This is a genomic window from Salmonella sp. SAL04213, from assembly GCF_046550535.1.
Taxonomy (GTDB): Bacteria; Pseudomonadota; Gammaproteobacteria; order Enterobacterales; family Enterobacteriaceae; genus Salmonella; species Salmonella enterica.
This window is the reverse complement of record NZ_JBGDXS010000005.1, coordinates 176,084-201,296: the sequence shown is the minus strand read 5'-3', so window position 1 is coordinate 201,296 and position 25,213 is coordinate 176,084. Positions and strand designations below refer to the sequence as shown.

The 25,213-nt window shown below is 53.9% G+C and carries 24 protein-coding genes; 13 read left to right on the top strand and 11 right to left on the bottom strand.

Annotated features, from left to right (window positions below; all coding sequences use genetic code 11):
* Nucleotides 1–34 precede the first annotated feature (34 nt).
* The 4 genes from ppx to purM all read right to left on the bottom strand — a co-directional run bounded on the left by ppx (nucleotide 35) and on the right by purM (nucleotide 5,511).
* Complete coding sequence (ppx, locus tag ACLJPQ_RS14675) at nucleotides 35–1,576, bottom strand: exopolyphosphatase (RefSeq protein ID WP_001123330.1); 1,542 nt, start codon at nucleotides 1,574–1,576, stop codon at nucleotides 35–37.
* Nucleotides 1,577–1,580: 4 nt separating this feature from the next.
* Nucleotides 1,581–3,647: a polyphosphate kinase 1 gene (gene ppk1, locus ACLJPQ_RS14670; protein ID WP_000529555.1), complete on the bottom strand. Its 2,067-nt coding sequence runs from the start codon at nucleotides 3,645–3,647 to the stop codon at nucleotides 1,581–1,583.
* Between the two features lie 188 nt (nucleotides 3,648–3,835).
* Entirely contained in the window at nucleotides 3,836–4,474 is a 639-nt protein-coding gene (gene purN / locus ACLJPQ_RS14665; RefSeq protein WP_001028589.1) for a phosphoribosylglycinamide formyltransferase, read from the bottom strand.
* Complete coding sequence (gene purM, locus ACLJPQ_RS14660) at nucleotides 4,474–5,511, bottom strand: phosphoribosylformylglycinamidine cyclo-ligase (protein ID WP_000130477.1); 1,038 nt, start codon at nucleotides 5,509–5,511, stop codon at nucleotides 4,474–4,476. Before purM ends, purN begins: the two co-directional genes overlap by 1 nt.
* 411 nt (nucleotides 5,512–5,922) lie before the next feature.
* Here purM and upp point away from each other — a divergent pair, with 411 nt between their 5' ends.
* The 3 genes from upp (at nucleotide 5,923) to ACLJPQ_RS14645 (ending at nucleotide 8,722) form a co-directional block, all read left to right on the top strand.
* Nucleotides 5,923–6,549, top strand: a complete 627-nt coding sequence (upp, locus tag ACLJPQ_RS14655; RefSeq protein WP_000706208.1) for a uracil phosphoribosyltransferase — start codon at nucleotides 5,923–5,925, stop codon at nucleotides 6,547–6,549.
* Nucleotides 6,550–6,636: 87 nt separating this feature from the next.
* Nucleotides 6,637–7,926 (top strand): uracil permease, encoded by a 1,290-nt coding sequence (gene uraA / locus ACLJPQ_RS14650; RefSeq protein WP_000198343.1) that lies wholly within the window; start codon nucleotides 6,637–6,639, stop codon nucleotides 7,924–7,926.
* 94 nt (nucleotides 7,927–8,020) lie between these two features.
* Nucleotides 8,021–8,722, top strand: coding sequence for a DnaA inactivator Hda (locus tag ACLJPQ_RS14645; protein WP_061835882.1), 702 nt, complete (start codon nucleotides 8,021–8,023; stop codon nucleotides 8,720–8,722).
* 26 nt (nucleotides 8,723–8,748) lie between these two features.
* On the opposite strand, the gene arsC is transcribed toward ACLJPQ_RS14645, so the two are convergent.
* Together arsC and bepA are read right to left on the bottom strand one after the other, a co-directional pair.
* Nucleotides 8,749–9,108, bottom strand: coding sequence for an arsenate reductase (glutaredoxin) (gene arsC / locus ACLJPQ_RS14640; RefSeq protein WP_080184831.1), 360 nt, complete (start codon nucleotides 9,106–9,108; stop codon nucleotides 8,749–8,751).
* Nucleotides 9,109–9,147: 39 nt separating this feature from the next.
* Nucleotides 9,148–10,611 (bottom strand): beta-barrel assembly-enhancing protease, encoded by a 1,464-nt coding sequence (gene bepA, locus ACLJPQ_RS14635; RefSeq protein ID WP_000489631.1) that lies wholly within the window; start codon nucleotides 10,609–10,611, stop codon nucleotides 9,148–9,150.
* Between the two features lie 207 nt (nucleotides 10,612–10,818).
* On the opposite strand from bepA, the gene ACLJPQ_RS14630 reads away from it, so the two are divergent.
* The 4 genes from ACLJPQ_RS14630 to ACLJPQ_RS14615 all read left to right on the top strand — a co-directional run bounded on the left by ACLJPQ_RS14630 (nucleotide 10,819) and on the right by ACLJPQ_RS14615 (nucleotide 15,831).
* Nucleotides 10,819–11,886, top strand: coding sequence for an AI-2E family transporter (locus ACLJPQ_RS14630; RefSeq protein ID WP_000892056.1), 1,068 nt, complete (start codon nucleotides 10,819–10,821; stop codon nucleotides 11,884–11,886).
* A 276-nt stretch (nucleotides 11,887–12,162) separates the two neighbouring features.
* Nucleotides 12,163–13,350, top strand: a complete 1,188-nt coding sequence (locus ACLJPQ_RS14625) for a sugar diacid recognition domain-containing protein (RefSeq protein WP_001533732.1) — start codon at nucleotides 12,163–12,165, stop codon at nucleotides 13,348–13,350.
* A 67-nt stretch (nucleotides 13,351–13,417) separates the two neighbouring features.
* On the top strand, nucleotides 13,418–14,686 hold the full coding sequence (locus ACLJPQ_RS14620) for a GntP family permease (protein WP_000200859.1): 1,269 nt from the start codon (nucleotides 13,418–13,420) through the stop codon (nucleotides 14,684–14,686).
* Between the two features lie 5 nt (nucleotides 14,687–14,691).
* Nucleotides 14,692–15,831 carry a glycerate kinase gene (locus ACLJPQ_RS14615; RefSeq protein WP_000706446.1) on the top strand — a complete coding sequence of 380 codons (1,140 nt, stop codon included), beginning with the start codon at nucleotides 14,692–14,694 and terminating at the stop codon, nucleotides 15,829–15,831.
* 46 nt (nucleotides 15,832–15,877) lie between these two features.
* On the opposite strand, the gene bcp is transcribed toward ACLJPQ_RS14615, so the two are convergent.
* Complete coding sequence (bcp, locus tag ACLJPQ_RS14610) at nucleotides 15,878–16,348, bottom strand: thioredoxin-dependent thiol peroxidase (RefSeq protein ID WP_001068686.1); 471 nt, start codon at nucleotides 16,346–16,348, stop codon at nucleotides 15,878–15,880.
* Nucleotides 16,348–16,920, bottom strand: a complete 573-nt coding sequence (locus ACLJPQ_RS14605; protein WP_000189061.1) for a glycine cleavage system transcriptional repressor — start codon at nucleotides 16,918–16,920, stop codon at nucleotides 16,348–16,350. Before ACLJPQ_RS14605 ends, bcp begins: the two co-directional genes overlap by 1 nt.
* A gap of 145 nt (nucleotides 16,921–17,065) precedes the next feature.
* Here ACLJPQ_RS14605 and dapA point away from each other — a divergent pair, with 145 nt between their 5' ends.
* The 5 genes from dapA (at nucleotide 17,066) to tmcA (ending at nucleotide 22,911) form a co-directional block, all read left to right on the top strand.
* Nucleotides 17,066–17,944, top strand: a complete 879-nt coding sequence (gene dapA / locus ACLJPQ_RS14600; protein WP_080184832.1) for a 4-hydroxy-tetrahydrodipicolinate synthase — start codon at nucleotides 17,066–17,068, stop codon at nucleotides 17,942–17,944.
* Nucleotides 17,945–17,960: 16 nt separating this feature from the next.
* Nucleotides 17,961–18,995: an outer membrane protein assembly factor BamC gene (gene bamC / locus ACLJPQ_RS14595; protein ID WP_023245015.1), complete on the top strand. Its 1,035-nt coding sequence runs from the start codon at nucleotides 17,961–17,963 to the stop codon at nucleotides 18,993–18,995.
* Between the two features lie 174 nt (nucleotides 18,996–19,169).
* Nucleotides 19,170–19,883 (top strand): phosphoribosylaminoimidazolesuccinocarboxamide synthase, encoded by a 714-nt coding sequence (purC, locus tag ACLJPQ_RS14590; RefSeq protein ID WP_080184833.1) that lies wholly within the window; start codon nucleotides 19,170–19,172, stop codon nucleotides 19,881–19,883.
* A 130-nt stretch (nucleotides 19,884–20,013) separates the two neighbouring features.
* Nucleotides 20,014–20,877 (top strand): neutral zinc metallopeptidase, encoded by an 864-nt coding sequence (locus tag ACLJPQ_RS14585; protein ID WP_001267523.1) that lies wholly within the window; start codon nucleotides 20,014–20,016, stop codon nucleotides 20,875–20,877.
* A gap of 15 nt (nucleotides 20,878–20,892) precedes the next feature.
* Nucleotides 20,893–22,911 (top strand): tRNA cytosine(34) acetyltransferase TmcA, encoded by a 2,019-nt coding sequence (gene tmcA / locus ACLJPQ_RS14580; protein ID WP_080184834.1) that lies wholly within the window; start codon nucleotides 20,893–20,895, stop codon nucleotides 22,909–22,911.
* A 26-nt stretch (nucleotides 22,912–22,937) separates the two neighbouring features.
* On the opposite strand, the gene ACLJPQ_RS14575 is transcribed toward tmcA, so the two are convergent.
* From ACLJPQ_RS14575 to ACLJPQ_RS14565, 3 genes are read right to left on the bottom strand one after another with little or no spacing between them, the layout of a single operon-like run.
* The gene (locus ACLJPQ_RS14575; RefSeq protein WP_000383842.1) at nucleotides 22,938–23,138 is read right to left on the bottom strand and encodes a YpfN family protein; all 201 of its coding nucleotides are present in this window, start codon (nucleotides 23,136–23,138) and stop codon (nucleotides 22,938–22,940) included.
* A gap of 27 nt (nucleotides 23,139–23,165) precedes the next feature.
* Nucleotides 23,166–24,293: a succinyl-diaminopimelate desuccinylase gene (dapE, locus tag ACLJPQ_RS14570; protein WP_001277825.1), complete on the bottom strand. Its 1,128-nt coding sequence runs from the start codon at nucleotides 24,291–24,293 to the stop codon at nucleotides 23,166–23,168.
* Between the two features lie 3 nt (nucleotides 24,294–24,296).
* The gene (locus tag ACLJPQ_RS14565; protein WP_000631923.1) at nucleotides 24,297–24,653 is read right to left on the bottom strand and encodes an ArsC family reductase; all 357 of its coding nucleotides are present in this window, start codon (nucleotides 24,651–24,653) and stop codon (nucleotides 24,297–24,299) included.
* A 412-nt stretch (nucleotides 24,654–25,065) separates the two neighbouring features.
* Here ACLJPQ_RS14565 and ypfM point away from each other — a divergent pair, with 412 nt between their 5' ends.
* On the top strand, nucleotides 25,066–25,125 hold the full coding sequence (ypfM, locus tag ACLJPQ_RS14560) for a protein YpfM (protein WP_001386977.1): 60 nt from the start codon (nucleotides 25,066–25,068) through the stop codon (nucleotides 25,123–25,125).
* The last annotated feature ends 88 nt before the right edge of the window (nucleotides 25,126–25,213 follow it).

The following is a 25,213-nucleotide window of genomic DNA, read 5'->3' as shown; positions in this document are numbered from 1 at the left end:
AGCAGACGCCGCAGCGCGGCGTCTGGCTCACAATTTACGCGGCGATCTCCGGCGAGCTTTCTTCCTCAATATTGAGACGCCAGCCAGTTACCGCTTCCCAGTACTGCTGTTCTTTTTCCAGATCAAGCAGTACCAGCGCATTCTGGCTGAACCAGTCATGCGGAAAACATAACGTCCAGTGGCTGTCATCGGTCGTTAGCCGCAGCGTCGGCGGCGTGGTGGTCGCCTGCCGCTGGTTGTTCAGTAATACGCCCAGCCGAAGTAGCTGAATTAACGGCAGATACTGTTTTTTCTTAAACAGCGTAAAGCGGGGCATATCATCCAGTTTTATGGCTTTACGATGGTAACGCACCAGCGTCGCCATCATCATTTGCTGCTCCTGATTAAAGCCGGGCAAATCGCTGTGTTGCAGAATATAAGCCGAATGGCGATGTAAACCGCTGTGATTAATATTCAGTCCAACCTCATGCAGCATTGCCGCCCAGCGGAGCAACGCTTCAAGCTGCGGATGCGCCAGTTTTGGCTGCTGGGCCTGCCACTGTTCGTACATCTGCATGGTGGTTTCCAGCACGCGTCTGGCCTGTTCTCTGTCAATGTTGTATTGATTGGCCAGACTTTTTGCGGTACGGCTGCGAACATCCTGATGGCGGAAGCGGCCTTCCATTTCATACAGTACGCCTTCGCGCAACGCGCCGTCGGAAAGGCGAAGCTCGCGGATAGCCAGAGCATCAAAAACGCCGCACAGAATCGCCAGGCCCGGCACAAAGACCGCTTTTCGTTCTTCAGACAGACCCGGCAGGCTGAGAGCATTAAAGGAGCGGTGCTTCAACACTTCTGACTTCAGTTTATCGAGGCGCTCCGGCGTAATGAAGCCATCTTTCTCACCCAGCGCCAGGAGAACTTCATGAGCGGCCTTAATCGTACCGGAAGCGCCCATCGCCACGTTCCAACCCTGAATACGATACTGCCAGGTTAAGGTTTCCAGTTTTTGCGCCGCCGCCATTCGGGCGCGCTGGAAGTTTTCTTTATTGATAACGCCGCCGGGAAAGTAGAGCTGCGCGAAGCTCACGCAGCCCATACGACGGCTTTCAACCAGCCTGGGTTCGAAGTTTTCGCCAATGACCAGCTCTGTTGACCCGCCGCCGATATCGATCACCAGCTTGCGGCCTTTTTCCGGCTGCGTATGTTCTACGCCCATAAAAATCAGGCGCGCTTCTTCGTTACCGGAAATAATCTCTATCGGGTAGGGAATAACCTTTTCCGCGCGTTTGAGAAAATCAGCGGCATTTTGCGCCTGACGTAACGTATGGGTGCCTACGATACAGACGCTGGAAGGGGAGAAACCTTGTAAGCGTTCAGCAAACAGCGACAGACAGCTAAGCCCCCGTTCCATGGCTTCTTCGCTGAGTTTGTTATCTGCGCCCAGCCCGTCCGCCAGATGGACGCGCTGTTTTAAACGGCCGATAATCTGCATTGCGCCGTCAACCACGCGGGCAATAACCATATGAAAGCTGTTTGAGCCGAGATCGACCGCAGCGAACTCCTGCGGGCGGGGGGATTTATCGTAAATTGGCATAGCGTTAGTCTGGTTGCTCGAGTGATTTGATGTAGTCATAAATTGCCAGCTGCGCCTGGACTTTACGGCGATTGCCGCGCGGTACGTAGCGGTTGCTGAGTTCTTTATCGATAAAACGCGCTTTTACCGTGTCGCTAAACAGAATGTCAATGATATCCAGGACGCGTTGTTTAAGCCGCGGGTCGAGGATAGGCGTAGCGACTTCGATACGGTAGTCAATATTACGCGTCATCCAGTCAGCTGAAGAGAGCCAAACTTGCTTATCACCGCCGTTTTCGAAAATATAAACCCGATCGTGTTCCAGATAGCGATCCACAATGCTAATCGCGCGAATATTATCGCTAATGCCTTCCAGTTGCGGAATAAGAGAACACATACCGCGCACCAGCAGATTGACCTGGACGCCCGAACCCGACGCGGCGTATAGCCTGTCGACCAGCCCTTTATCGACCAGGTTGTTAAGCTTTAAGGTAATCCCTGACGGTAAGCCTTGCTGGGCATTGGCGATTTCACGATCGATCATCTCATACAGCAGACGCCGTGAGTTTTGTGGAGAAACCATCAAATAATCGAAAGTGACCGGGCGATAGGGGTTTTCAATAAAATTAAAGACCCGGCGCACTTCATTGGTAATGCGCGCATCGGCGGTCAGCAGCGAATAATCGGTATACAGCCGCGCCGTTTTTTCGTTGAAGTTACCGGTGCCGATATGCGCATAACGCACCACGTCATCGCCCTCTTTTCGTGAGATGAGAAAGAGTTTGGCGTGAATTTTCAGCCCAGGCGCAGAGAAAATAACATGGACGCCCGCTTCGGTTAACCGCTTGGCCCAGTGAATATTCGCCTCTTCATCGAAGCGCGCCTGCAACTCCACCACCACGGTGACTTTTTTGCCGTTATGGGCGGCATGGATCATCGAGTCAATAATGCGCGAGTCTTTCGCTACGCGATAAATATTGATTTTGATCGCCAGCACGCTTGGGTCAAACGATGCCTGACGCAGCAGTTCCAGCACATGTTCAAAGGTGTGATAAGGATAATAGAGCAGCACATCACGTTCACGAATCGCGTCGAAACCGTTACGAAACTTCTCTTTATCAAACCAAAGATGGCGTAACCGCGGTAACGGTTTATTGACCAGGTTGGCTTTACCGACATTCGGAAAATTAATAAAGTCTTTAAAATTGTGGTAGCGCCCGCCGGGTACGATTGAGTCATACCGGGAGATCGTCAGTTTTTCCCGCAGTACGTCGACCAGCGCGGCGGGCATATCGCGTTGGTAGACAAAGCGCACAGGTTCAGCGGTCAGGCGCTGCTTCAGGCTGGAAGACATCAGCTCCATCAGACTGGATTCCATCTCATGCACCAGGTCATATTCGGCATCGCGGGTCATTTTCATCGAATAGGCATTAAGCGCGTCATAGTCGAAGAACCCTTTAAAAATGTCATCCAGGCAGTAGCGCAGAATATTATCCAAGAGGATCATCGGCTTGCGTCTGCGTGGTGTTTCCGGCGGCAGATTAACGAAGCGTGGGACTTTGTCGGACGGTATCTCCAGTAGCGCATAGTTGATGGTGTCGCCGCGGATAATCTCCACCGCCAGATAGGTGTAATCATCTTTTAAAAACTGAACAAGATCCGTCTCCCGGTTAATGAGAATCGGGGTAATATGCTGGCGCAAATAGTGCTTAAAATAGTGGCGCAACCAGCTTTGTTGGTTCACCGAGAGCTGACGCTCGTTGATCAGAAAGATTTGATTACGCGCCATTTCCAGCAGTAATTCGTTGTACAGGCCGTCGAACTCCTGGTCTGCTTTCAACACGCGGGACTGAATTTTGCCTAACAAATGGCGTGAATGAGAATTTGAACCCTGTTCTTCGCTGATAATAATGCGTCGTTTCAGTTCAGCGAAACGCACTTTGTAGAACTCGTCGAGGTTATTAGAATAGATTCCCAGGAACCGCATCCGCTCAATCAACGGGTTGGATTTGTCCGCCGCTTCCTGTAACACGCGTTCGTTAAATGCTAACCAGCTTAGTTCTTTCTCGATATATAGCTTTTCCTGACCCATTACTACCTATACTCCGTTTTATTCACGGGACACTGCCTGATGATTATGGCGAGCATTACGCGTTAATGTCCAACTGCGCCAGAAAAATATGACAATAAACTGATAGCATAAAGGAAGGGAAAAGAGTAGGCCGGATAGGCATTTATGCCGCCATCCGGCAAGCAGACGCAGTCCTGTTCGATGACGTATTATTCGTCAGACGCATAACCTTGCGGCGGCAGACGACGCCCGTCCAGCCAGGCGGCGTTATCGCGCATCTTTAGACGCCCCTGCGCAAACCAGCTAATCACCAGCGGATAAATCGCATGTTCCTGAGTCTGTACGCGTGCGGTGATATCATCTTCGCTGTCGTCGGCAAAAACCGGCACCTTCGCCTGGAGAATGACCGGGCCGCCGTCGAGCTCGTCTGTCACGAAATGCACCGAGGTACCGTGCTCCTCATCGCCGTTTTCCAGCGCCTGGCGATGGGTATGCAACCCCGGATATTTTGGCAGCAGGGAAGGGTGAATGTTCAGCAGACGCCCGTAGTAATGCGCGACAAACATCGGACTCAGAATACGCATAAAACCGGCCAGCACGACCACATCGGGCGCATACGCGTCTATCTTGCGAATCAACTCGCGATCGAAGGCGTCGCGGCTGTCAAACCTATCGGCAGTCAGCGCTTGCGCCGGAATACCGGCTTCTCTGGCGCGTTCAAGGCCGAACGCGTCGGCCTTATTGCTGAATACTGCCCTGAGGGTGCCTTTAATTTTCTTCGCTTCGCAGGCATCGATAATCGCCTGTAAATTGCTTCCATTGCCGGAAATCAGCACCACAATATTCATTATTCAATAACCACACGCTGTTCGGAATCAGAGGCTTTGATGATACCGATTTTCCATGCGTTTTCACCTTTCTCGTTTAGCAGAGCAAGCGCTTTGTCCGCTTCCGGAGCGGAGAGCGCAATCACCATGCCGACGCCGCAGTTAAAGGTACGGTACATTTCATGTCGGCTGACATTACCGGCGGTTTGCAGCCAGGTAAAGATGGCGGGCCACTGCCATGACGACTCATTAATTACCGCCTGGGTATTCTCCGGCAGAACGCGCGGAATATTTTCCCAAAAGCCGCCGCCGGTGAGGTGGGCGATAGCGTGCACATCGACGTTTTCAATCAGTTCCAGAACCGATTTTACGTAGATACGGGTCGGTTCAAGCAGATGATCGGCCAGCGGCTTCCCTTCCAACAGAGTGGTTTGTGGGTCGCAGCCGCTAACGTCAATAATTTTCCGCACCAGCGAATATCCATTCGAGTGCGGGCCGCTGGAGCCGAGCGCAATCAGCACGTCGCCTTCGGCAACCCGGGAGCCGTCGATGATTTCTGATTTTTCGACTACGCCGACGCAGAAACCCGCCACATCGTAATCTTCGCCGTGATACATGCCCGGCATTTCCGCCGTCTCGCCGCCGACCAGCGCGCAGCCGGATTGCAGGCAGCCTTCGGCAATACCGTTGATCACGCTGGCAGCGGTATCGACATCCAGTTTACCCGTGGCATAGTAATCGAGGAAAAACAGCGGTTCCGCGCCCTGAACGACCAGATCGTTTACGCACATCGCCACCAGATCAATACCGATAGCGTCGTGACGCTTTAAGTCCATCGCCAGGCGAAGTTTGGTGCCTACGCCGTCAGTGCCGGAAACCAGTACCGGTTCACGATATTTTTGCGGCAACGCGCACAGCGCACCGAAACCGCCCAGACCGCCCATAACCTCCGGGCGGCGAGTTTTCTTCACTACGCCTTTGATTCGATCAACCAGAGCGTTACCCGCATCAATATCGACGCCGGCATCTTTATAGCTAAGAGAGGTCTTATCGGTCACTGCCTGGTTCCCCACGTTTTTTTGCGGTAAAAGTTAAATTCGGCGCAATTCTAACAGGGAAAGCAAACGTTTGCGAGCGTGGTCTGCGCCCTGGTTATCCGGGCGATTTTTTTTGCATGGTTTCGGTCGCTGCTTGAAAATTTCCCTGTTGGTAAAAAAGAAAAGGATATCCAGCACTTGGTTTACGACAGGCGGTCGGGACAGGTCATTCACCCTTAAAATTGCTAATATTCAAACGGTTGTTAGCCTTTATCGCCTGTTTCAACGTGAGTGATTTATACTCACTTTTCCGCTATCAGCGCTTTTGGTTGATCCAGGTCAAGCATACATTGTGTTGCGTCAGAGAGGAAAAGCGGTATAATCCGGCGATTTTTTTTGTGGTTGCCAGTCATCTGAGGATAGGAGAAGAGTATGAAGATCGTGGAAGTCAAACACCCACTCGTCAAACACAAGCTGGGTCTGATGCGTGAAAACGACATTAGCACTAAACGCTTTCGTGAACTCGCCTCAGAAGTAGGCAGCCTGCTGACGTATGAAGCGACAGCCGACCTGGAAACGGAAAAAGTCACCATCGAAGGCTGGAATGGCCCGGTGGAAATCGACCAGATCAAAGGTAAAAAAATTACCGTTGTGCCGATTCTGCGCGCGGGTCTGGGCATGATGGAAGGCGTTCTGGAAAATGTACCGAGCGCGCGTATCAGCGTAGTCGGGATGTACCGTAACGAAGAGACGCTTGAGCCAGTACCTTATTTCCAGAAACTGGTATCGAACATTGATGAGCGCATGGCGCTGATCGTCGACCCGATGCTGGCGACCGGCGGTTCTGTCATCGCGACCATCGACCTGCTGAAAAAAGCCGGCTGTAGCAGCATTAAGGTGCTGGTGCTGGTCGCCGCGCCGGAAGGCATTGCGGCGCTGGAAAAAGCGCACCCGGACGTTGAACTGTACACCGCCTCTATCGATCAGGGGCTTAACGAGCACGGATACATTATTCCGGGGCTTGGCGATGCCGGCGATAAGATTTTTGGTACCAAATAAGTGAATAAATAATTAAAAGCCGACTTTAAGAGTCGGCTTTTTTTTGAATAAAACCACTCATAACAAACACACTTAGAGGAAAACACTATGACGCGCCGTGCTATCGGGGTGAGTGAAAGACCGCCGCTTTTACAGACAATCCCGCTTAGTTTACAGCACCTTTTCGCCATGTTTGGCGCGACCGTGCTGGTGCCAGTTCTGTTTCATATCAACCCCGCGACGGTGCTGTTGTTTAACGGTATCGGAACGCTGCTGTATCTCTTTATCTGCAAAGGTAAAATTCCTGCCTACCTCGGATCGAGCTTTGCCTTTATTTCCCCGGTACTACTGTTGTTGCCGCTGGGTTATGAAGTGGCGCTGGGCGGTTTTATTATGTGCGGCGTGTTGTTCTGTCTGGTCTCTTTCATCGTTAAAAAAGCGGGCACCGGCTGGCTGGATGTGATGTTCCCGCCTGCGGCAATGGGCGCAATCGTTGCCGTCATCGGTCTGGAGCTGGCTGGCGTCGCGGCGGGGATGGCCGGATTGCTGCCTGCGCAAGGGCAGTCGCCGGACACGAAAACAATTATCATCTCCATGGTCACGCTGGCGGTGACGGTGTTCGGCTCCGTACTGTTTCGCGGTTTCCTGGCGATCATTCCGATTTTGATCGGCGTGCTGGCAGGCTATGCGCTGTCATTCGCGCTGGGGGTGGTCGATACCACGCCGATTGCCCAGGCACACTGGTTTGCGCTACCGACTTTCTATACGCCGCGTTTTGAATGGTTCGCGATCCTGACGATTCTGCCCGCGGCGTTGGTCGTGATCGCCGAGCATGTCGGTCATCTGGTGGTGACGGCGAATATCGTCAAAAAGGATTTAGTGCGCGATCCCGGTTTGCACCGCTCGATGTTCGCTAACGGACTGTCGACGATCGTCTCCGGTTTCTTCGGCTCCACGCCGAATACCACCTATGGGGAAAATATTGGCGTCATGGCGATCACCCGCGTTTACAGTACCTGGGTTATCGGCGGCGCGGCGATTTTCGCCATTCTGCTTTCCTGCGTTGGCAAACTGGCGGCGGCGATTCAGATTATCCCGTTACCCGTGATGGGCGGCGTCTCGCTGCTGTTGTACGGCGTTATCGGCGCGTCGGGGATTCGCGTCTTGATCGAATCAAAAGTCGATTACAACAAAGCGCAAAACCTGATCCTCACCTCGGTGATTTTGATCATCGGCGTGAGCGGCGCGAAAGTGCATATTGGCGCGGCAGAATTGAAAGGGATGGCGCTGGCGACCATCGTCGGGATTTGCCTGAGCCTGATTTTTAAACTGATTAGCCTGTTGCGTCCGGAAGAAGTGGTACTGGAGGCAAATGATGCGGAGCCCCCGCATCAGTAACGGGTTGCCGGGCAGCGATGCTGCCCGGTTCTATCTCAAGGGAATTATGTGGTAAACTCAGCGCGATTTTATGTCATCCTGGGTTGAGGTATCTCTGAACACACCGGCACAGCTCTCTTTGCCACTTTATCTTCCTGACGACGAAACTTTCGCAAGTTTCTGGCCGGGGGATAACGCCTCTCTACTGGCCGCGTTACAAAACGTGTTGCGCCAGGAACATAGTGGATATATCTACCTTTGGGCGCGTGAAGGCGCGGGCCGCAGCCATTTGCTGCACGCCGCCTGCGCTGAATTGTCGCAGCGTGGAGATGCGGTAGGCTACGTCCCGCTCGATAAACGTACCTGGTTCGTGCCGGAAGTGCTCGACGGTATGGAACACCTCTCGCTGGTGTGTATTGATAACATTGAGTGTGTCGCTGGCGATGAACTGTGGGAGATGGCGATCTTTGATCTCTATAACCGCATTCTGGAGTCCGGTAAGACGCGGTTATTGATCACCGGCGATCGGCCGCCAAGACAGTTAAATCTGGGCTTGCCCGATCTCGCTTCCCGTCTGGACTGGGGGCAAATCTATAAACTCCAGCCTCTTTCCGATGAAGACAAACTTCAGGCGCTACAGTTGCGCGCCCGGTTACGGGGGTTTGAACTGCCGGAAGATGTCGGGCGGTTTTTACTCAAACGTCTTGATCGCGAAATGCGCACGCTGTTTATGACGCTGGATCAGCTCGATCATGCGTCGATCACTGCCCAGCGAAAACTGACGATCCCGTTTGTCAAAGAGATCCTGAAACTGTAATACGCCGCGACGGCGGCGTTCAACGGTTAACCGAGGATGTCCAGCACCTGCTCAGGCGGTCGGCCAATGCGCGCCTGACCATTTGCCACCACAATGGGGCGCTCCATCAGTTTAGGGTGTTCAACCAGCGCCTGGATTAACGCCTCTTCACTTAGCTGGCTATCCGCCAGGTGAAGCGTTTTATAGAGATCTTCTTTCTGGCGCATCAGTTCGCGCGCGCTGGACATGCCCAACATACGCAGCAGTTCCCGCACGGTGGCGGCATCGGCGGGCGTATCCAGATAAAGCACCACTTCCGGTTCCACGCCGTTAGATTTCAGCAGGTTCAGCGTGTCGCGGCTCTTCGAGCAGCGCGGGTTATGGTAGATTTTAATCGTGTCGATCATGAGTTCTCCTTGTGACGCCATCCGGCTAATAAACGGCGATTACATTTTCGTGTATGGCTTGAAGCGTTCCTGTAACTGGCGCAACTGGTCGATACGCGCATCGTAACGCGCCTGTTGCTGGCTACCCAGTTTTGCCTGGGCGCTGGCGCTACTGAGCAGTGAAATTGCCTGATCCAGTCGTCCCGCCAGCGCATAACTTTCAGCGCGCGCCGCCAGCTCCTGATCGCGGTTGTTCAGCGCGGCTTCGGCCTGAGCAAGCAGATCCCAACCGTTACCGTCATCTTTATGGCTAAAGGTGTAGCGATTCAGAATGGTTTCCGCCGCTTTCGGCTGGCCTCCCTGGAGGTACGCATTGGCGAGGTTTAACTGCAGCACAGGATTAACGCGCAGATCGCGGGCATTTTTCAGGCGATTAATCGCGTCGTTGGCTCTTTTCTGCCCGAGGTCAATATCGGTGGCGAGGTCAAGATACCAGGCATTGTTCGGTTCCGCGCTTAACAGCGGCTGCAACGTTTTGCGCGCTTCATCGTACTTGCTCGCTTCCATCGCCTGCAACGCCCGGCCATATTGCGCCGCATGTTGTTGACGCACGTTGCCTTTAGACCACTGATCCAGCAGGTCGCTGGTAAGCTGGTTACGTCCGGAATTGTACATTCCCAGGGCGCGCGCTTTGGCGAGATAAAAGTCGGCGGAAGATTGCACCACGACCGGGCGCATCTGGTTGGCACGGTTGCGGGCATCCGCAAGGCGGCTTTCCGGTAAGGGGTGAGTGAGCAAAATTTCAGGTGGTCGCGTGGAGTAACGCGCCTGGTCGAGCAGTTTTTCGAGGAAAGAGGGCATCGCCTGTGGGTCAAATCCGGCGCGTTGCAGTACCTGAATACCAATACGGTCGGCTTCTTGCTCATTTTGCTGGGTGAAACTTATCATTCCCTGGCGCGTTCCCGCCAGAGTACCGGTTAGTGCCGCCATACCGGCCTGTGGGCTGGCCATGGCCAGCAAAATGGAACCCAGCGCGCCCACCCAGGTAAGCGGCGCGCTGCGCTTTTGATCTTCCATCGCGCGCGCCAGGTGGCGCTGCGTCACGTGGGAGATTTCATGCGCCATGACTGAAGCTAGCTGGCTTTCGTTATCCGCGTAGCGAAAAAGCGCCGAGTGCAGCACCACATTGCCGCCAAAGAACGCGAACGCGTTGATTTCGTCATTATTGATCAAGAAAAAATGGAAGGGCGTTTTGACGGAGTCGGCGTGCGAGACCAGACGCATACCCAGCGCGTTAATGTATTGCACCAGCAGCGGATCGTTGATTAACGGCGCGCTGCCGCGTAGCTGGCGCACATAAAAGTCGCCCATTTGCATCTCTTGTCCGATAGAAAGCGTGCTTCCTGCCGAGGTTCCCATATCGGGCAGCGTGTCGGCAGGGTCGGCAAATGCGGGCGCGACCTGACCGAGAGCCAATGCTGCAATGAGGGTTGCCACCAGGTTTTTTTTCAACTGCCTGAACATAACCTCTATCCTGTTGTTTTGAGATAGCCCTTTGACCAACGTCGTGAAATATCGTTCCACGCTCCGACACTTCATAAGTGTAACTGTGATGAGCACAGACTCACTATTTTAGTTTCCTGAATCAACGATAAAAAGCGAAGTCTTTTTTGTGACATTTCGATACAATTCGGCATCACAATCCCGCAGTTGAGTTCTGGGAAGGGTTTTATGCTCGAAATGTTAATGCAATGGTATCGCCGTCGCTTCAGCGACCCGGAGGCGATTGCCTTGCTGGTCATTCTGGTGGCTGGTTTTAGCATCCTCTTTTTCTTTAGCGGCCTGTTAGCGCCGCTGCTGGTCGCTATCGTACTGGCCTACCTGCTGGAGTGGCCGACGGCGCGCCTGCAGGCGATTGGCTGTTCCCGGCGCTGGGCAGCCTCCATTGTCCTTATCCTCTTTGTCGGCATTCTGTTATTAATGGCGTTTGTGGTGATGCCGATTGCCTGGCAGCAGGGTATTTACCTGATTCGTGATATGCCCGGTATGCTGAATAAACTGTCCGATTTTGCCGCGACCTTGCCGCGACGCTATCCGGCGCTGATGGATGCGGGCATTATTGATGCGATGGCGGAAAACATGCGTACCCGGATGCTTAACATGGGCGATTCGGTGGTGAAGTATTCGTTGGCTTCGTTAGTCGGGCTACTGACGCTGGCGGTATATCTGGTGCTGGTGCCGCTGATGGTCTTTTTCCTGGTAAAAGATAAAGAGCAGATGCTGAATGCCGTGCGCCGCGTGCTGCCGCGTAATCGCGGGCTGGCGGGGCAGGTGTGGAATGAGATGAATCAGCAGATCACCAACTATATCCGCGGAAAAGTGCTGGAGATGGTGGTGGTGGGCGTAGCGACCTGGCTGGGCTTTTTGCTGTTTGGCCTCAACTATTCGCTACTGTTGGCGGTACTGGTGGGCTTTTCGGTCCTGATCCCCTATATCGGCGCCTTTGTGGTGACAATTCCGGTGGTGGGCGTCGCGCTGTTTCAGTTTGGTCTGGGGACGGAATTCTGGAGCTGTTTTGCCGTTTATCTGATTATTCAGGCGCTGGATGGCAATTTGCTGGTACCGGTACTTTTCTCCGAAGCAGTGAATTTGCATCCGCTGGTGATTATTCTGTCAGTGGTGATTTTCGGCGGTCTGTGGGGATTCTGGGGGGTGTTTTTCGCTATTCCATTGGCGACGCTGATTAAAGCCGTTGTCCATGCCTGGCCGGATGGTCAGGTGACGGATGCCTCATCCTGAGCGGTCTGTACAAAAGTTGTAAAGCGTGAACGACATCATAGTGCCCTGCCGCCATTTTGCGCACGCCTGATGAGGGACAAGCGCTTAGAAAGCCGCTCTTTTTTTTAATGCCGCACCGTGTTGCGGCATTTTTATTGTCGGAACCTACAAAATTCTCGCTGTAAAGCCGCCAAAATTTGGTGACTTAGCCTAAGCATTCTTCTGAGAAATTCGTTAATAAGTGACATCATTGATGCGAGATTGTTTTTTTAATGTGAAGCGATAACGAAACAGGGAATGAGTGTGTTGAGAAAACATTACTTGAAAGGGTATACCGCGCGGCAAATTGTACAGCGAGCCATGAAAATTATTCCTTACTCGGTAAACGTCATGGATGAACATGGCGTCATTATCGCGTCTGGCGAACCTTCGCGGCTTCGCCAGCGTCACGAAGGGGCCATTCTGGCGCTGAAGGAAAACCGTATTGTAGAAATTGATTCCGCTACCGCCAATCAGCTAAAAGGCGTGCGATCCGGCATTAATCTTCCCATCTCTTTTCATGAACAGCTTATCGGCGTGGTCGGCATTACCGGCGAGCCGGAGGAGGTTCGCGCGTATGCCGAGCTGGTTAAAATGGCGGCGGAGCTGGTGATCGAGCATATGGTGCTGATCGAACAGCGACAGTGGGATAAACGCTATCGCGAAGAGCTGATCAACCAATTGATTTTGCGAGAAAATTCAACAGAGTCGTTGCGCTCTATGGCGGCCTATCTGGGTATTGATCTGGCGGTTCCCAGAGTGGTGCTGATTATTGAACTTTCCCAGCCGGATCGCGAAGCGCTGCGCAATGTAATGGATTATTTCGAGAATCACGCGCGCAACCATTTGGTGACGTTTACCGAATTTAATGAATTAATCATTATTAAACCTATCACGTTAAAAGAGGGAAAGTGGAATACCCGCCAGGAAATGGGTGAATTGCAGATTTTTAAATCATGGGCTGCATCATCGGGCTTTAGCCGTATTTTGGTTGGGGGCTATTTTGCCGGCGAGACGGGATTGCACCGATCTTTGCTCACTGCGAGAGCCACGCAGGCGATGGCGAAAAGACAAAAGCTGCGCAGCCAGTACATTTTTTATCATGACCACGCGCTTCCCGCGCTGCTAAGCGGGCTATCTGAAAGTTGGCAAGTGCAGGAGCTATCGCGTCTGTGGCTGCAACTGGCGCAACATGACGCGAAAGGCGTATTGCAACAGACGCTGCGGACCTGGTTTGAACATAATTGTGACCTGACGCAAACAGCCAAAGCATTGCATATTCATGTGAATACATTGCGCTATCGCTTACAGCGCTGTGAGGATATTACGCACATAAAAATCAATGAGTTAAAAAGTACGCTTTGGCTTTATATCGGTATGGAGCTCCAGGCCGAATCTGTACCGTCCGACAAGTTACCGCTGCCAGGTCGAATCGAAATTTGTTGAAAGCTCCAGCGGATTTTTAGGCGGGTTTTTCCATACTGCGCGCTCCATGTTAAAGGAGGCGCAGTATATGACGTCGATATCCACCCTGGGAGCCATTGCCGCATTGGTTGTGGCCATCGTATTAATTTTAAGAAAAGTGTCGCCAGCCTACGGCATGATGGCGGGCGCGCTGGTCGGCGGTTTGATTGGCGGTGCCGATCTTCTGCAAACCGTGTCGCTGATGGTGTCAGGCGCGCAGGGCATCGTTAATGCCGTATTGCGTATTCTGGCCGCAGGCGTACTGGCGGGCGTATTAATTGAGTCCGGGGCGGCGAATACGATTGCTGAGACGATTGTCCGCAAAGTGGGGGAAACCCGGGCATTATTGGCATTAGCCATTGCCACACTATGTTTGACCGCTGTCGGCGTATTTATTGATGTGGCGGTGATTACCGTCGCGCCGATTGCGCTGTCGATTGCGCGTAATGCAGGGCTGTCAAAAAGCGCTATTCTGCTGGCGATGGTCGGCGGCGGCAAAGCGGGTAACGTGATGTCACCCAACCCGAACGCTATTGCCGCCTCCGATGCGTTTCATGTTCCTCTTACCTCTATTATGCTGGCGGGCGTGGTTCCGGGCATCGTTGGGCTTATTATCGCCTATCTGTTAGCGAAACGGCTGAATAATAAAGGCGCGGGCGTCGCCGATCATGAAGTGACTCACCATGATGACTCCGTCGCCAGACCCGGTTTTCTGGTGGCGATTAGCGCGCCGCTGGTCGCTATTTTCCTGCTTTCTCTCCGTCCGTTTGCCGGCATTTCCATTGACCCGTTAATTGCCCTGCCCGTAGGGGGATTGGTCGGTCTGCTGTTGATGGGACGCGCGCGCCACTGTAACCAGTACATGGTCGCTGGTCTGATGCGTATGGCGCCTGTCGCTATTATGTTGCTGGGAACCGGTACGCTGGCCGGCATTATCGCTAATTCCGAACTTAAAGATGTCCTGATTCATGGCCTCACCGCTTCGGGATTGCCGTCCTGGCTGCTGGCGCCCGTGTCTGGCGCCATGATGTCAATGGCGACGGCCTCAACCACGGCGGGAACGGCGGTGGCGTCCGGCGTTTTCTCTCCCACGTTACTTGAACTTGGCGTTTCCGCCCTGGCGGGAGCCGCTATGATCCATGCGGGCGCCACGGTGCTGGACCATCTGCCGCACGGCAGCTTTTTCCACGCGACGGGCGGCAGCGTCAATATGCAAATTCATGAACGTTTAAAGCTAATGCCGTATGAAACGCTGGTGGGGTTAGCCATTACCTTTATTTCTACTCTGATGTTCGGTTTCTTTGGTTTTGCAGGATAATCCCTATGAAAATTGTTATTGCTCCTGATTCATTTAAAGAAAGTATGTCCGCAATGGCGGTCGCTGAGGCGATAGAAAAGGGGTTCCGCGAAATTTATCCTGACGCCGACTACATTAAAGTGCCCATGGCGGATGGCGGGGAAGGAACCGTACAATCAATGGTGGAGGCCAGCGGCGGGCGTTATGTCGACCAGTGGGTACAAGGCCCGCTTGGGCAACCGGTGGCAGCGCGCTGGGGAATGCTGGGCGATAGCGATACCGCCGTGATTGAAATGGCGGCGGCATCCGGGCTGCATCACGTTTCGCCTGAATTGCGCAATCCGCTTAATACCACCAGCTACGGCACCGGCGAGTTAATCGTCGCGGCGCTGGAGCGTGGCGTAAAGCGTATTATTCTGGGAATTGGCGGCAGCGCGACGAATGACGGCGGCGCGGGGATGATGCAGGCGCTTGGCGTTATATTGCGCGATAAACAGGGGCGCTCGCTTTCTCCGGGCGGTGAGGCGCTGGCGGCGCTGGCCTCTATCGATCTGTCCGGTTGTCACCCATTGCTGCGTAAGGTATCGATAACCGTGGCGTGTGATGTCAACAATCCGCTGTGTGGTCCCCAGGGTGCATCGGCCATCTTTGGCCCACAAAAAGGGGCGACAGCGGAAATGGTGAACACCCTGGACGCGGCGCTGGAAAACTGGGGCCGACATATTTATCAGGCTACGGGACGTGAGGTGATTAACGCTCCCGGCGCGGGCGCGGCAGGTGGAATGGGCGCCGCGCTTTTAGGGTTGCTCAATGCGGAATTACGCGCCGGCGTAGAGATTGTCGTGGAAACGCTACAGCTTGAGCAGGCGGTTAAAGATGCCGATCTGGTGATTACCGGAGAAGGGCGGCTGGACAGCCAAAGTATTTGCGGCAAGACGCCGATTGGCGTCGCCAGAGTGGCGAAGCGGTATCATAAACCGGTTATCGCGCTCGCCGGTGGGCTGCAACACGATCATCACGTTGTGTATCAGCAGGGTATCGATGCGGCGCTATCGATTTTGTCGCATATCGTTACGCTGCCGGAAGCCTTACACGAGGCGGAATATAACCTGAGCCTGTCGGCGCGCAATGTGGCGGCGATATGGCGTCTGGCGCGGCAAGCCTGACGGCGCATTCCCTTTCCAGGCCGCACATCAGCGCGGCCTGAGGCTTTTACGCGTTTTCTTTCAGCCAGTTCAGCACCACATCATGGTGATTGCTGGTTTTAAAATCATTAAAGACGTGTTCAATCTTACCATCAGCGTCAATCAAAAAGCTGATGCGGTGAATGCCGTCATACGTTTTGCCCATAAACGACTTTTCGCCCCAGACGCCGAACTGTTCACACACCTGATGGTTTTCATCGGACAAAAGGGTAAAGTTCAGCAGCTCTTTTTCAGCGAAACGGGAGAGTTTTTCAGGTTTATCGGTGCTGATACCCAGCACGTCCACGCCTGCTTTTTTGAGCTCGTCCATGTTATCGCGTAAGCCGCAGGCCTGCACGGTACAGCCGGGTGTCATGGCTTTTGGGTAGAAATAAACCAGAACGCGCTGTCCCTGGAAGTCGGTCAAATTTACTTGTTCCCCGTCTTGATCCGGCAAGCTAAATTTCGGTGCGATATCACCGGCTTTCAGTGGATTCATTACTTAACTCCATCCTGTTCATCATGTTGTGAGTAATTGACGACGTTTATACTGCCTTGCGCATTGAGTTCTGTACATAGTGCTTTAAAGGCTTGCTCAATATTTGCGGAATTTTGCGACGCCGGGCTATGTGCGGTGATTTGAATAAATAATTGCGCAGCTTTATCACCTTCAGCCGGCTGCGTGCGGGAGACCAGCTCCGCAATATTCATTTCATGACTATTAAACAGCGCGGTGAATCGCTCAATTAAATGCGGGGAGTCGGCGACCTCAACCTGAACCCATACCGTCGCGGGCATTGCCGGGCGGGGGCGGTCGGACGTCCGTTTCATCACAATCAGCAGATCCAGCTCCGCGCCTTTTAACGGCAATGTCGATTCAATCAAGGTAATCGCGTTCCACGTGCCGGACAACAGCATAATAAACGTGAATTCATCGCCCAGCATCGCCAGTCGGCTGTCTTCGATATTACAGCCGCAACTGCTGACATGGCGAGTAATGGTATTCACAATACCGGGCCTGTCGGCGCCCAGCGCAGTGATAACCAAATAGTGTTGTGATGACGGTGTCAAACCAGTTATTCCTTTGAGCGGTGAGGTAATCTTAAGGAAACCATAAAAAAAACCTGCATACAACAATCAGAACGGCTTTGGTCGCTTGCTTTTATTGCCATACCAAACGTACCATTGAGAGACTTGTTTGCACAGAGGATGGCCCATGTTCACGGGAAGTATTGTCGCGCTTGTTACGCCGATGGATGAGAAAGGTAACGTCAGTAGGTCTTGCCTGAAAAAACTCATTGATTATCATGTCGCCAACGGTACCTCGGCGATTGTTTCGGTTGGCACCACCGGCGAGTCTGCCACGCTAAGCCATGATGAACATGGCGATGTCGTGATGATGACGCTGGAACTGGCTGACGGACGTATTCCGGTTATCGCCGGCACGGGCGCAAACGCGACCGCGGAAGCGATTAGCCTGACGCAGCGTTTTAACGATAGCGGCATTGTTGGCTGCCTGACGGTAACGCCGTACTACAATCGCCCGACGCAGGAAGGTTTGTTCCAGCATTTCAAAGCCATCGCGGAACACACTGACTTGCCGCAAATTCTGTATAATGTGCCGTCCCGTACCGGTTGCGACATGTTGCCGGAAACCGTGGGTCGTCTGGCGGAAATAAAAAATATTATCGCTATCAAAGAGGCGACAGGGAACTTAACCCGCGTTCACCAGATCAAAGAGCTGGTTTCAGACGATTTTATTCTGCTTAGCGGCGATGACGCGTCTGCGCTGGACTTTATGCAACTGGGTGGTCATGGCGTGATTTCCGTTACGGCTAACGTAGCGGCGCGCGAGATGGCTGACATGTGCAAACTGGCGGCGGAAGGGCAATTTGCCGAGGCGCGCGCTATCAACCAGCGTCTGATGCCGTTACACAACAAACTATTTGTCGAACCCAATCCTATCCCGGTGAAATGGGCATGTAAGGCATTGGGTCTTGTGGCGACCGACACGCTGCGCCTGCCAATGACGCCTATCACGGACCATGGTCGTGACATCGTCAAAGCAGCGCTTCAGTATGCTGGCCTGCTGTAAAGTTTAGGGAGATTTGATGGCTTACTCAGTACAAAAGTCGCGCCTGGCGAAGGTTGCGGGTGTTTCGCTTGTTTTACTGCTCGCTGCCTGTAGTTCCGATTCGCGCTACAAGCGCCAGGTAAGCGGCGATGAATCCTATCTGGATGCCGCGCCGCTTGCTGAACTTCACGCCCCGGCAGGAATGATCCTGCCGATAACGACCGGCGACTACGTTATACCGGTCACGAAGGGGAGCGGCGCGGTTGGTAAGGCGTTGGATATCCGTCCGCCAGCGCAGCCGTTAGCGTTAGTGAGCGGCGCGCGTACCCAGTTCTCTGGCGATACCGCTACGCTATTGGTGGAAAATGGTCGTAGCAGCACGCTGTGGCCGCAAGTCGTCAGCGTGATTCAGGCGAAAAATTATCCGATTGAAAAACGTGACGATGCCAGCCAGACCCTGACGACCGATTGGGTGAACTGGAACCGCCTGGATGAAGACGAACAGTATCGTGGACGTTATCAAATCTCGGTGAAGCCGCAGGGCTATCAGCAGGCGGTAACGGTAAAACTGGTTAATCTGGAACAGGCTGGCAAGCCGGCCGCTGACGCGGCGTCGCTGCAGCGCTATAGCACGGAAATGATGAACGTCATTTCCGCCGGTCTGGATAAGACCGCTACGGATGCGGCAAATGCCGCGCAGAACCGTTCCGCCGCAACGATGGATGTGCAGAGCGCCGCTGATGATACCGGTTTACCTATGCTGGTCGTTCGCGGTCCGTTCAACCTCGTGTGGCAGCGCCTCCCGGCCGCGCTGGAAAAAGTGGGCATGAAAGTCACCGACAGCACTCGCTCTCAGGGCAGCATGGCGGTAACGTACAAACCGTTGTCTGACAGCGACTGGCGGGATCTGGGCGCTAGCGACCCGGGCCTGGCATCCGGAGACTATAAATTGCAGGTTGGCGATTTAGATAACCGCAGCAGCTTGCAGTTTATCGATCCTAAGGGGCATACTCTGACGCAAAGCCAGAACGACGCGCTGGTTGCCGTCTTCCAGGCAGCGTTCAACAAGTAATTTAACAGGGCTGGAGTAATCCGGCCCTTTTTTCTGATAAGATACGCAAACGTGTGCGTCGGTACAAAAACGCGATTTAACCGCTATTTCGCACCACAATTACAGGCCGGCGTCTCCGGCAGGCGTAGCAGGAAATGAATACTTATCGTTAATTCACACCCAGGAGTGTTAAAGATGCAAAAGCAAGCTGAGTTGTATCGTGGTAAAGCGAAAACCGTATACAGCACGGAAAACCCGGACCTGTTGGTGCTCGAATTCCGCAATGATACGTCAGCAGGGGATGGCGCGCGCATTGAACAGTTTGATCGCAAAGGCATGGTAAATAACAAATTCAACCATTTCATTATGACCAAACTGGCCGAGGCGGGCATCCCGACCCAGATGGAACGTTTGCTGTCTGATACCGAGTGTCTGGTGAAGAAGCTGGAGATGGTGCCGGTTGAATGTGTGGTGCGCAACCGTGCGGCAGGGTCGCTGGTCAAGCGTCTGGGCGTGGAAGAAGGCATGGAGCTTAACCCGCCGATATTCGATCTGTTCCTGAAAAACGACGCGCTGCACGACCCGATGGTGAATAGTTCCTACTGTGAAACGTTCGGTTGGGTAAGTCAGGAAAATCTGGCGCGTATGAAAGAGCTAACCTACAAAACCAACGACGTACTGAAAAAACTGTTTGATGACGCGGGTCTTATCCTGGTGGATTTCAAACTGGAGTTTGGCCTGTATAAAGGCGAAGTGGTGCTGGGCGATGAGTTTTCGCCGGACGGCAGCCGCCTGTGGGATAAAGAGACGCTGGACAAAATGGACAAAGACCGCTTCCGCCAGAGTCTGGGCGGTCTGATTGAAGCCTATGAAGCCGTCGCGCATCGCCTGGGCGTGAAATTAGATTAATTCCGCTTCTGACCGGGGGGCAACCGCTCTCCGGTATCATCCTTTCCTCATTCTGATAGCGTTTACCTGTGGTAATCCTGCGCCTGACCGCCTACGATCATCTGTATAACAAAGAGAGAATGAGGTGATTATGCGCTGGCAAGGGCGTCGTGAAAGTAACAATGTAGAGGACAGACGTAATCGGCCAGGCGGCCCCTCGCTGGGTGGCCCAGGCTTTCGTCTTCCGCGCGGGAAAGGCGGCATCATTCTGTTGGTGGTGGTGTTGGTCGCAGGGTACTATGGGGTGGATTTAACCGGTCTGTTGACCGGTCAGCCGGTTTCGCAGCAGCAGTCGACGCGTTCGATAAGCCCCAATGATGATGAAGCGGCAAAATTTACCTCGGTGATTCTGGCGACGACCGAAGATACCTGGGGGCAACTCTTTCAAAAAATGGGGCGCGGCTATCAGCAGCCAAAACTGGTGATGTACCGTGGTATGACGCGCACCGGCTGTGGTGCGGGTCAGTCCGTGATGGGGCCGTTTTACTGCCCGGCGGACGGCACCGTCTATATCGATCTCTCATTTTACGATGATATGAAAAATAAGCTGGGCGCGGACGGTGATTTTGCTCAGGGTTATGTCATCGCCCACGAAGTCGGCCACCACGTACAAAAACTGTTAGGTATTGAGCCGAAAGTACGCCAGTTGCAGCAAAACGCGTCGCAAACGGAGGTGAATCGCCTTTCGGTGCGCATGGAGCTACAGGCGGATTGCTTTGCCGGCGTGTGGGGACACAGTATGCAGCAGCAAGGCGTACTGGAGGCGGGCGATCTGGAAGAGGCGCTCAATGCCGCACAGGCTATCGGCGACGATCGCTTACAGCAACAGGGGCAGGGGCGCGTCGTGCCGGATAGTTTTACCCACGGCACCTCAGAACAGCGCTACAGCTGGTTTAAGCGTGGATTTGACAGCGGTGACCCGGCGCAATGTAATACGTTTGGCAAAAACTTTTGATAAACCGGGGCAGGGATGTCTGATATCGATGCGCTACAGGCGTTAACGTCGCAAATGACACAGGAAGGCATTCGCCGTTTACTGGTCATCAGCGGCGATGCGGCGTGGTGCCGGGAGCGGGCCGAGGCGATACGCGCTGCATTGCCCGGTGACTGGCTGTGGGTCGCGCCTGACGCGCCCGCCCAGCCGTGCTGTACGCCACAGGCGTTACAAACGCTGCTGGGCCGTGAATTCCGTCATGCGATATTTGATGCCTGGCAGGGCTTTGACGCCGCAGCGTTTGCCGCCCTGAGCGGGACCTTGCAGGCCGGAAGCTGGCTGCTTCTGCTGATGCCGCCGTATGAGACGTGGGAAAGCAGGCCTGATACCGATTCACTGCGCTGGAGCGACTGCGCGCAGCCTATCCCTACACCGCAGTTTGCACAGCATCTTAAACGGACTCTTTCCCGCGATCCGCAAACGCTGCTTTGGCGACAGCGCCAGCCGTTTTGCTGGCCATCTTATCCTTCCCGTGGACGCTGGCGACCCGCCACCGGCGAGCCGCAGCCGGAGCAGGCGGCTATCTTATCGCGTTTACGTGAAATGCCGCCCGGCGTGGCGACGGTGATTGCCCCCCGTGGGCGCGGCAAATCGGCGCTGGCCGGGCAATTCATCTCCCGGATGGCGGGCACGGCTATCGTGACCGCACCGGCGAAAACGGCAACGGATATCCTGGCAGCGTTTGCCGGTGAGCGGTTCTGCTTTATGGCGCCGGATGCGTTGCTGGCGAGCGGGGCAAGAGCCGACTGGCTGGTGGTTGACGAGGCGGCGGCAATCCCCACGCCGCTGCTGCTGCAACTGGTTTCGCGCTTTCCCCGCATACTACTCACCACCACCGTTCAGGGCTACGAAGGCACCGGACGCGGTTTTTTACTTAAGTTTTGCGCCCGTTTTCCGCAGCTTCACCGCTTCACGCTTCGTCAGCCTGTCCGCTGGGCGCCAGAATGCCCGCTGGAAAATATCGTCAGCGAGGCGCTGATATTCGACGATGAAGCGTTTGCGCAGGCGCCACATGGCGCGATAGCAATCTCGGCGTTTTACCAACAGGCCTGGGTGAATACGCCCGCGTTGCCGAGGGCTGTGTATCAATTACTGTCGGGGGCGCACTATCGTACTTCGCCGCTGGATCTGCGCCGAATGATGGATGCGCCAGGACAGCATTTCTTGCAGGCTACGGCGAATAACCGTGTGGCGGGCGCCCTCTGGCTGGTCGAAGAGGGTGGGTTATCCGCAGAACTCAGTCACGCTGTATGGGGCGGTTTCCGGCGGCCGCGTGGAAATCTGGTGGCGCAGTCGCTGGCGGCGCACGGTAGCGACCCTTTAGCCGCGACGCTGGTCGGGCGTCGCGTAAGCCGTATCGCGGTGCACCCCGCCCGCCAGCGCGAAGGCATCGGTCAGCAGTTGATTGCCTGCGCGTGCATGCAGGCGGCGCAGTGTGATTATCTTTCCGTCAGCTTCGGCTATACGCCGGAGCTGTGGCGTTTCTGGCAACGCTGCGGCTTTGTACTGGTACGGATGGGCAACCATCGGGAGGCGAGCAGCGGTTGCTATACGGCGATGGCGTTATTGCCGCTGAGCGACGCGGGAAAACGGCTGGCGCAGCAGGAACACCGACGTTTGCGCCGCGATGCGGATATCCTGACGCAGTGGAACGGCGAGGCGATACCGCTGGCGGCGTTAGATGAACAGGCGCTTAATGATGAAGACTGGCGTGAGCTGGTCGGTTTTGCGTTCGCGCACCGCCCGCTACTGACATCGTTAGGTTGCCTGCATCGTTTACTGCAATACAGCGCATTGCCATTACCGGCGCTGAGAGGGCGGCTGGAGGAAAAAGCCAGCGATGCCGAACTGTGCGCCCGGCTACGCATTTCAGGCCGTAAAGCTCTGCTGGCGTTGCAGCGTACGCAGGCGGCGCAGGCGCTGATTGCGCTGGATGCCGGACGAACGCAGCGTTTGCGCGACGTAATGCCCGACGGTGGGGACCATGCCGGATAGCGATACCTGTCCGGCATGATATCCGGTTACTTTTTCGGCTGATCTTTCTTCGGCCAGTCTTCTTCATCGTCCCACTTATCGTTAAAATCGCGATGCGGGGGCAGCTCAGGTTTATTGGCAAGGAATTTCTTATGGTCGATGCGTTTGAGATCTTTGATCACATTCAGCAGTACGCCTACCAGAAACACCAATACCAGAATCCACCAATATTTTGCCAGCCAGTCCATGCTTATTTCCTCTTACCGGAACGCTCATCAGGCGACGAGCTGTTCCATAATGCGTTGATACATACGGGCCAGTAGCTGGAGATCGGCGGCATTCACACATTCATTAATTTTATGAATGGTGGCGTTCACCGGCCCCAGTTCTACCACCTGCGCTCCCATACGGGCGATAAAACGTCCGTCGGACGTACCGCCCGTCGTCAGTAATTGCGGTTTAATTTCATTATAGTGCTCAATGGCGTTTACCACCGCGTCCACCAGCTTGCCGCGTGCGGTCAGGAACGGCTGGCCGGAAAGCCACCAGTCTACGGTATAGCGTAGCTGATGCTTCTCAAGCAGCGCATGTACCCGCTCTTTGATCATCTCATCGGTCAGTTCCGTGCTGAAACGGAAGTTAAACTGCACGAACAGTTCACCGGGAATGACATTATTGCTGCCGGTGCCTGCCTGGATATTGGCTACCTGCATACTGGTGGCCGGGAAAAAGTCATTGCCCCGATCCCACTCGATAGCGACCAGTTCATTGAGAAAAGGCGCGGCGCGATGAACAGGGTTATCCGCCAGATGCGGATAGGCGACGTGCCCCTGAACGCCATGAATAGTGAGATTACAGGTGAGGGAACCGCGACGCCCGTTTTTGACGACATCGCCCACAATTTCAGTACTGGAAGGTTCGCCGACCAGACAGTAATCCAGCCGCTCGTTACGGGCCATCAGCGCTTCAACCACCTTTACGGTGCCATTTTTTGCGCTGGCTTCTTCATCAGAGGTAATCAAAAACGCGAGGCGGCCCCGGTGATGAGGATGCTGCGCAACAAATCGTTCAGCAGCCACCACCATGGCCGCCAGTGAACCTTTCATATCCGCCGCGCCGCGACCGAACAACATTCCGTCGCGAATCGTAGGCTCAAACGGCGGATTGATCCAGCGATCGACATCGCCAGCCGGTACGACGTCAGTATGCCCGGCGAACGCCAGCGTTTCGCCACGCCCACGCCATGCCCAAAAATTTTGCGTGTCGCCAAAATCCATATGCTCAATGGTAAAACCGATTTTACGCAGGCGTTCAATCATTAATGCCTGACAGCCTGCGTCATCCGGACTCAGGGAGGGGCGACGAATAAGTTGCTGTGTCAGCTCAATAACCGGGCACGACATAGACTACACCTCATCAAAAAACTGCTGATAACGGGATTCACTGAAACCAAGCAGCATAGGCTTCCCGGGCGCGCAGAGCAATGGGCGTTTGATGATTGCCGGCTGTTCAACCATGAGAGCAGCGGCGGAGTCGGCATCGGTAATCCCGCTGCGGTCGCCTTCATCCAGTTTGCGCCATGTTGTGCCGCGCGTATTCAGTAACGGCTGCCAGCCGAGTTCGGCAATAAAGGTATTAAGAAGAGGGAGGTCTATGCCATCCACACGGTAATCGTGAAAACGATAATCAATGCCATGCTCCTCCAGCCAACGGCGCGCTTTTTTGATCGTGTCGCAATTCTTAATGCCATAGAGGGTAATCATATTGAATCCTTTAACGCGAAATTCGAATAAATAATCAATAGTATCGTCTGCGGGATAATAAGTGTGGCTGTTAATGGTTATTTATCCAGCGCTGATCGGCAATCAATATAACATTGTTGAGTGAATGTGAATAATGATTCCAAAACGTTCCAGATGTGGCTTGTTTATAATTCGCGAGGAAAATCCTATTTTGCGCACATGCAATTGATTGTTTTTTAACCCGATTTGATAAGGTAGTAGAAAAGGTATTAATGTTGCTAAATATTGCAGTAAGTCACATAAAATTTACGGCTACAGCGCCATAGTAATATCATAGACAGCATAACCAGAGGATATCGCAACAATCGGTTAAATGAACTTCTCTCTATACCGCTAACTACGTAGAATACCCATAATAATAAGAGAGGCTATTATGATTGAACGTGAACTGGGGAACTGGAAAGATTTTATCGAAGTCATGCTTCGTAAATAAATGCCTGGAAGGCACCGCGCTCCCATAGGGGATAAGAAAAGGCGACTCAACGAAAGTCGCCTTTTTTGTGCCCGACACCTCGTATCAG

Bases quoted from the DNA above. Each gene is read 5' to 3' on its own strand.
- ppx (WP_001123330.1), bottom strand. From the start codon at position 1,576: ATGCCAATTTACGATAAATCCCCCCGCCCGCAGGAGTTCGCTGCGGTC.
- ppk1 (WP_000529555.1), bottom strand. From the start codon at position 3,647: ATGGGTCAGGAAAAGCTATATATCGAGAAAGAACTAAGCTGGTTAGCA.
- purN (WP_001028589.1), bottom strand. From the start codon at position 4,474: ATGAATATTGTGGTGCTGATTTCCGGCAATGGAAGCAATTTACAGGCG.
- upp (WP_000706208.1), top strand. From the start codon at position 5,923: ATGAAGATCGTGGAAGTCAAACACCCACTCGTCAAACACAAGCTGGGT.
- uraA (WP_000198343.1), top strand. From the start codon at position 6,637: ATGACGCGCCGTGCTATCGGGGTGAGTGAAAGACCGCCGCTTTTACAG.
- arsC (WP_080184831.1), bottom strand. From the start codon at position 9,108: ATGATCGACACGATTAAAATCTACCATAACCCGCGCTGCTCGAAGAGC.
- bepA (WP_000489631.1), bottom strand. From the start codon at position 10,611: ATGTTCAGGCAGTTGAAAAAAAACCTGGTGGCAACCCTCATTGCAGCA.
- ACLJPQ_RS14630 (WP_000892056.1), top strand. From the start codon at position 10,819: ATGCTCGAAATGTTAATGCAATGGTATCGCCGTCGCTTCAGCGACCCG.
- ACLJPQ_RS14625 (WP_001533732.1), top strand. From the start codon at position 12,163: ATGAGTGTGTTGAGAAAACATTACTTGAAAGGGTATACCGCGCGGCAA.
- ACLJPQ_RS14620 (WP_000200859.1), top strand. From the start codon at position 13,418: ATGACGTCGATATCCACCCTGGGAGCCATTGCCGCATTGGTTGTGGCC.
- ACLJPQ_RS14615 (WP_000706446.1), top strand. From the start codon at position 14,692: ATGAAAATTGTTATTGCTCCTGATTCATTTAAAGAAAGTATGTCCGCA.
- bcp (WP_001068686.1), bottom strand. From the start codon at position 16,348: ATGAATCCACTGAAAGCCGGTGATATCGCACCGAAATTTAGCTTGCCG.
- dapA (WP_080184832.1), top strand. From the start codon at position 17,066: ATGTTCACGGGAAGTATTGTCGCGCTTGTTACGCCGATGGATGAGAAA.
- bamC (WP_023245015.1), top strand. From the start codon at position 17,961: ATGGCTTACTCAGTACAAAAGTCGCGCCTGGCGAAGGTTGCGGGTGTT.
- purC (WP_080184833.1), top strand. From the start codon at position 19,170: ATGCAAAAGCAAGCTGAGTTGTATCGTGGTAAAGCGAAAACCGTATAC.
- ACLJPQ_RS14585 (WP_001267523.1), top strand. From the start codon at position 20,014: ATGCGCTGGCAAGGGCGTCGTGAAAGTAACAATGTAGAGGACAGACGT.
- tmcA (WP_080184834.1), top strand. From the start codon at position 20,893: ATGTCTGATATCGATGCGCTACAGGCGTTAACGTCGCAAATGACACAG.
- ACLJPQ_RS14575 (WP_000383842.1), bottom strand. From the start codon at position 23,138: ATGGACTGGCTGGCAAAATATTGGTGGATTCTGGTATTGGTGTTTCTG.
- dapE (WP_001277825.1), bottom strand. From the start codon at position 24,293: ATGTCGTGCCCGGTTATTGAGCTGACACAGCAACTTATTCGTCGCCCC.
- ACLJPQ_RS14565 (WP_000631923.1), bottom strand. From the start codon at position 24,653: ATGATTACCCTCTATGGCATTAAGAATTGCGACACGATCAAAAAAGCG.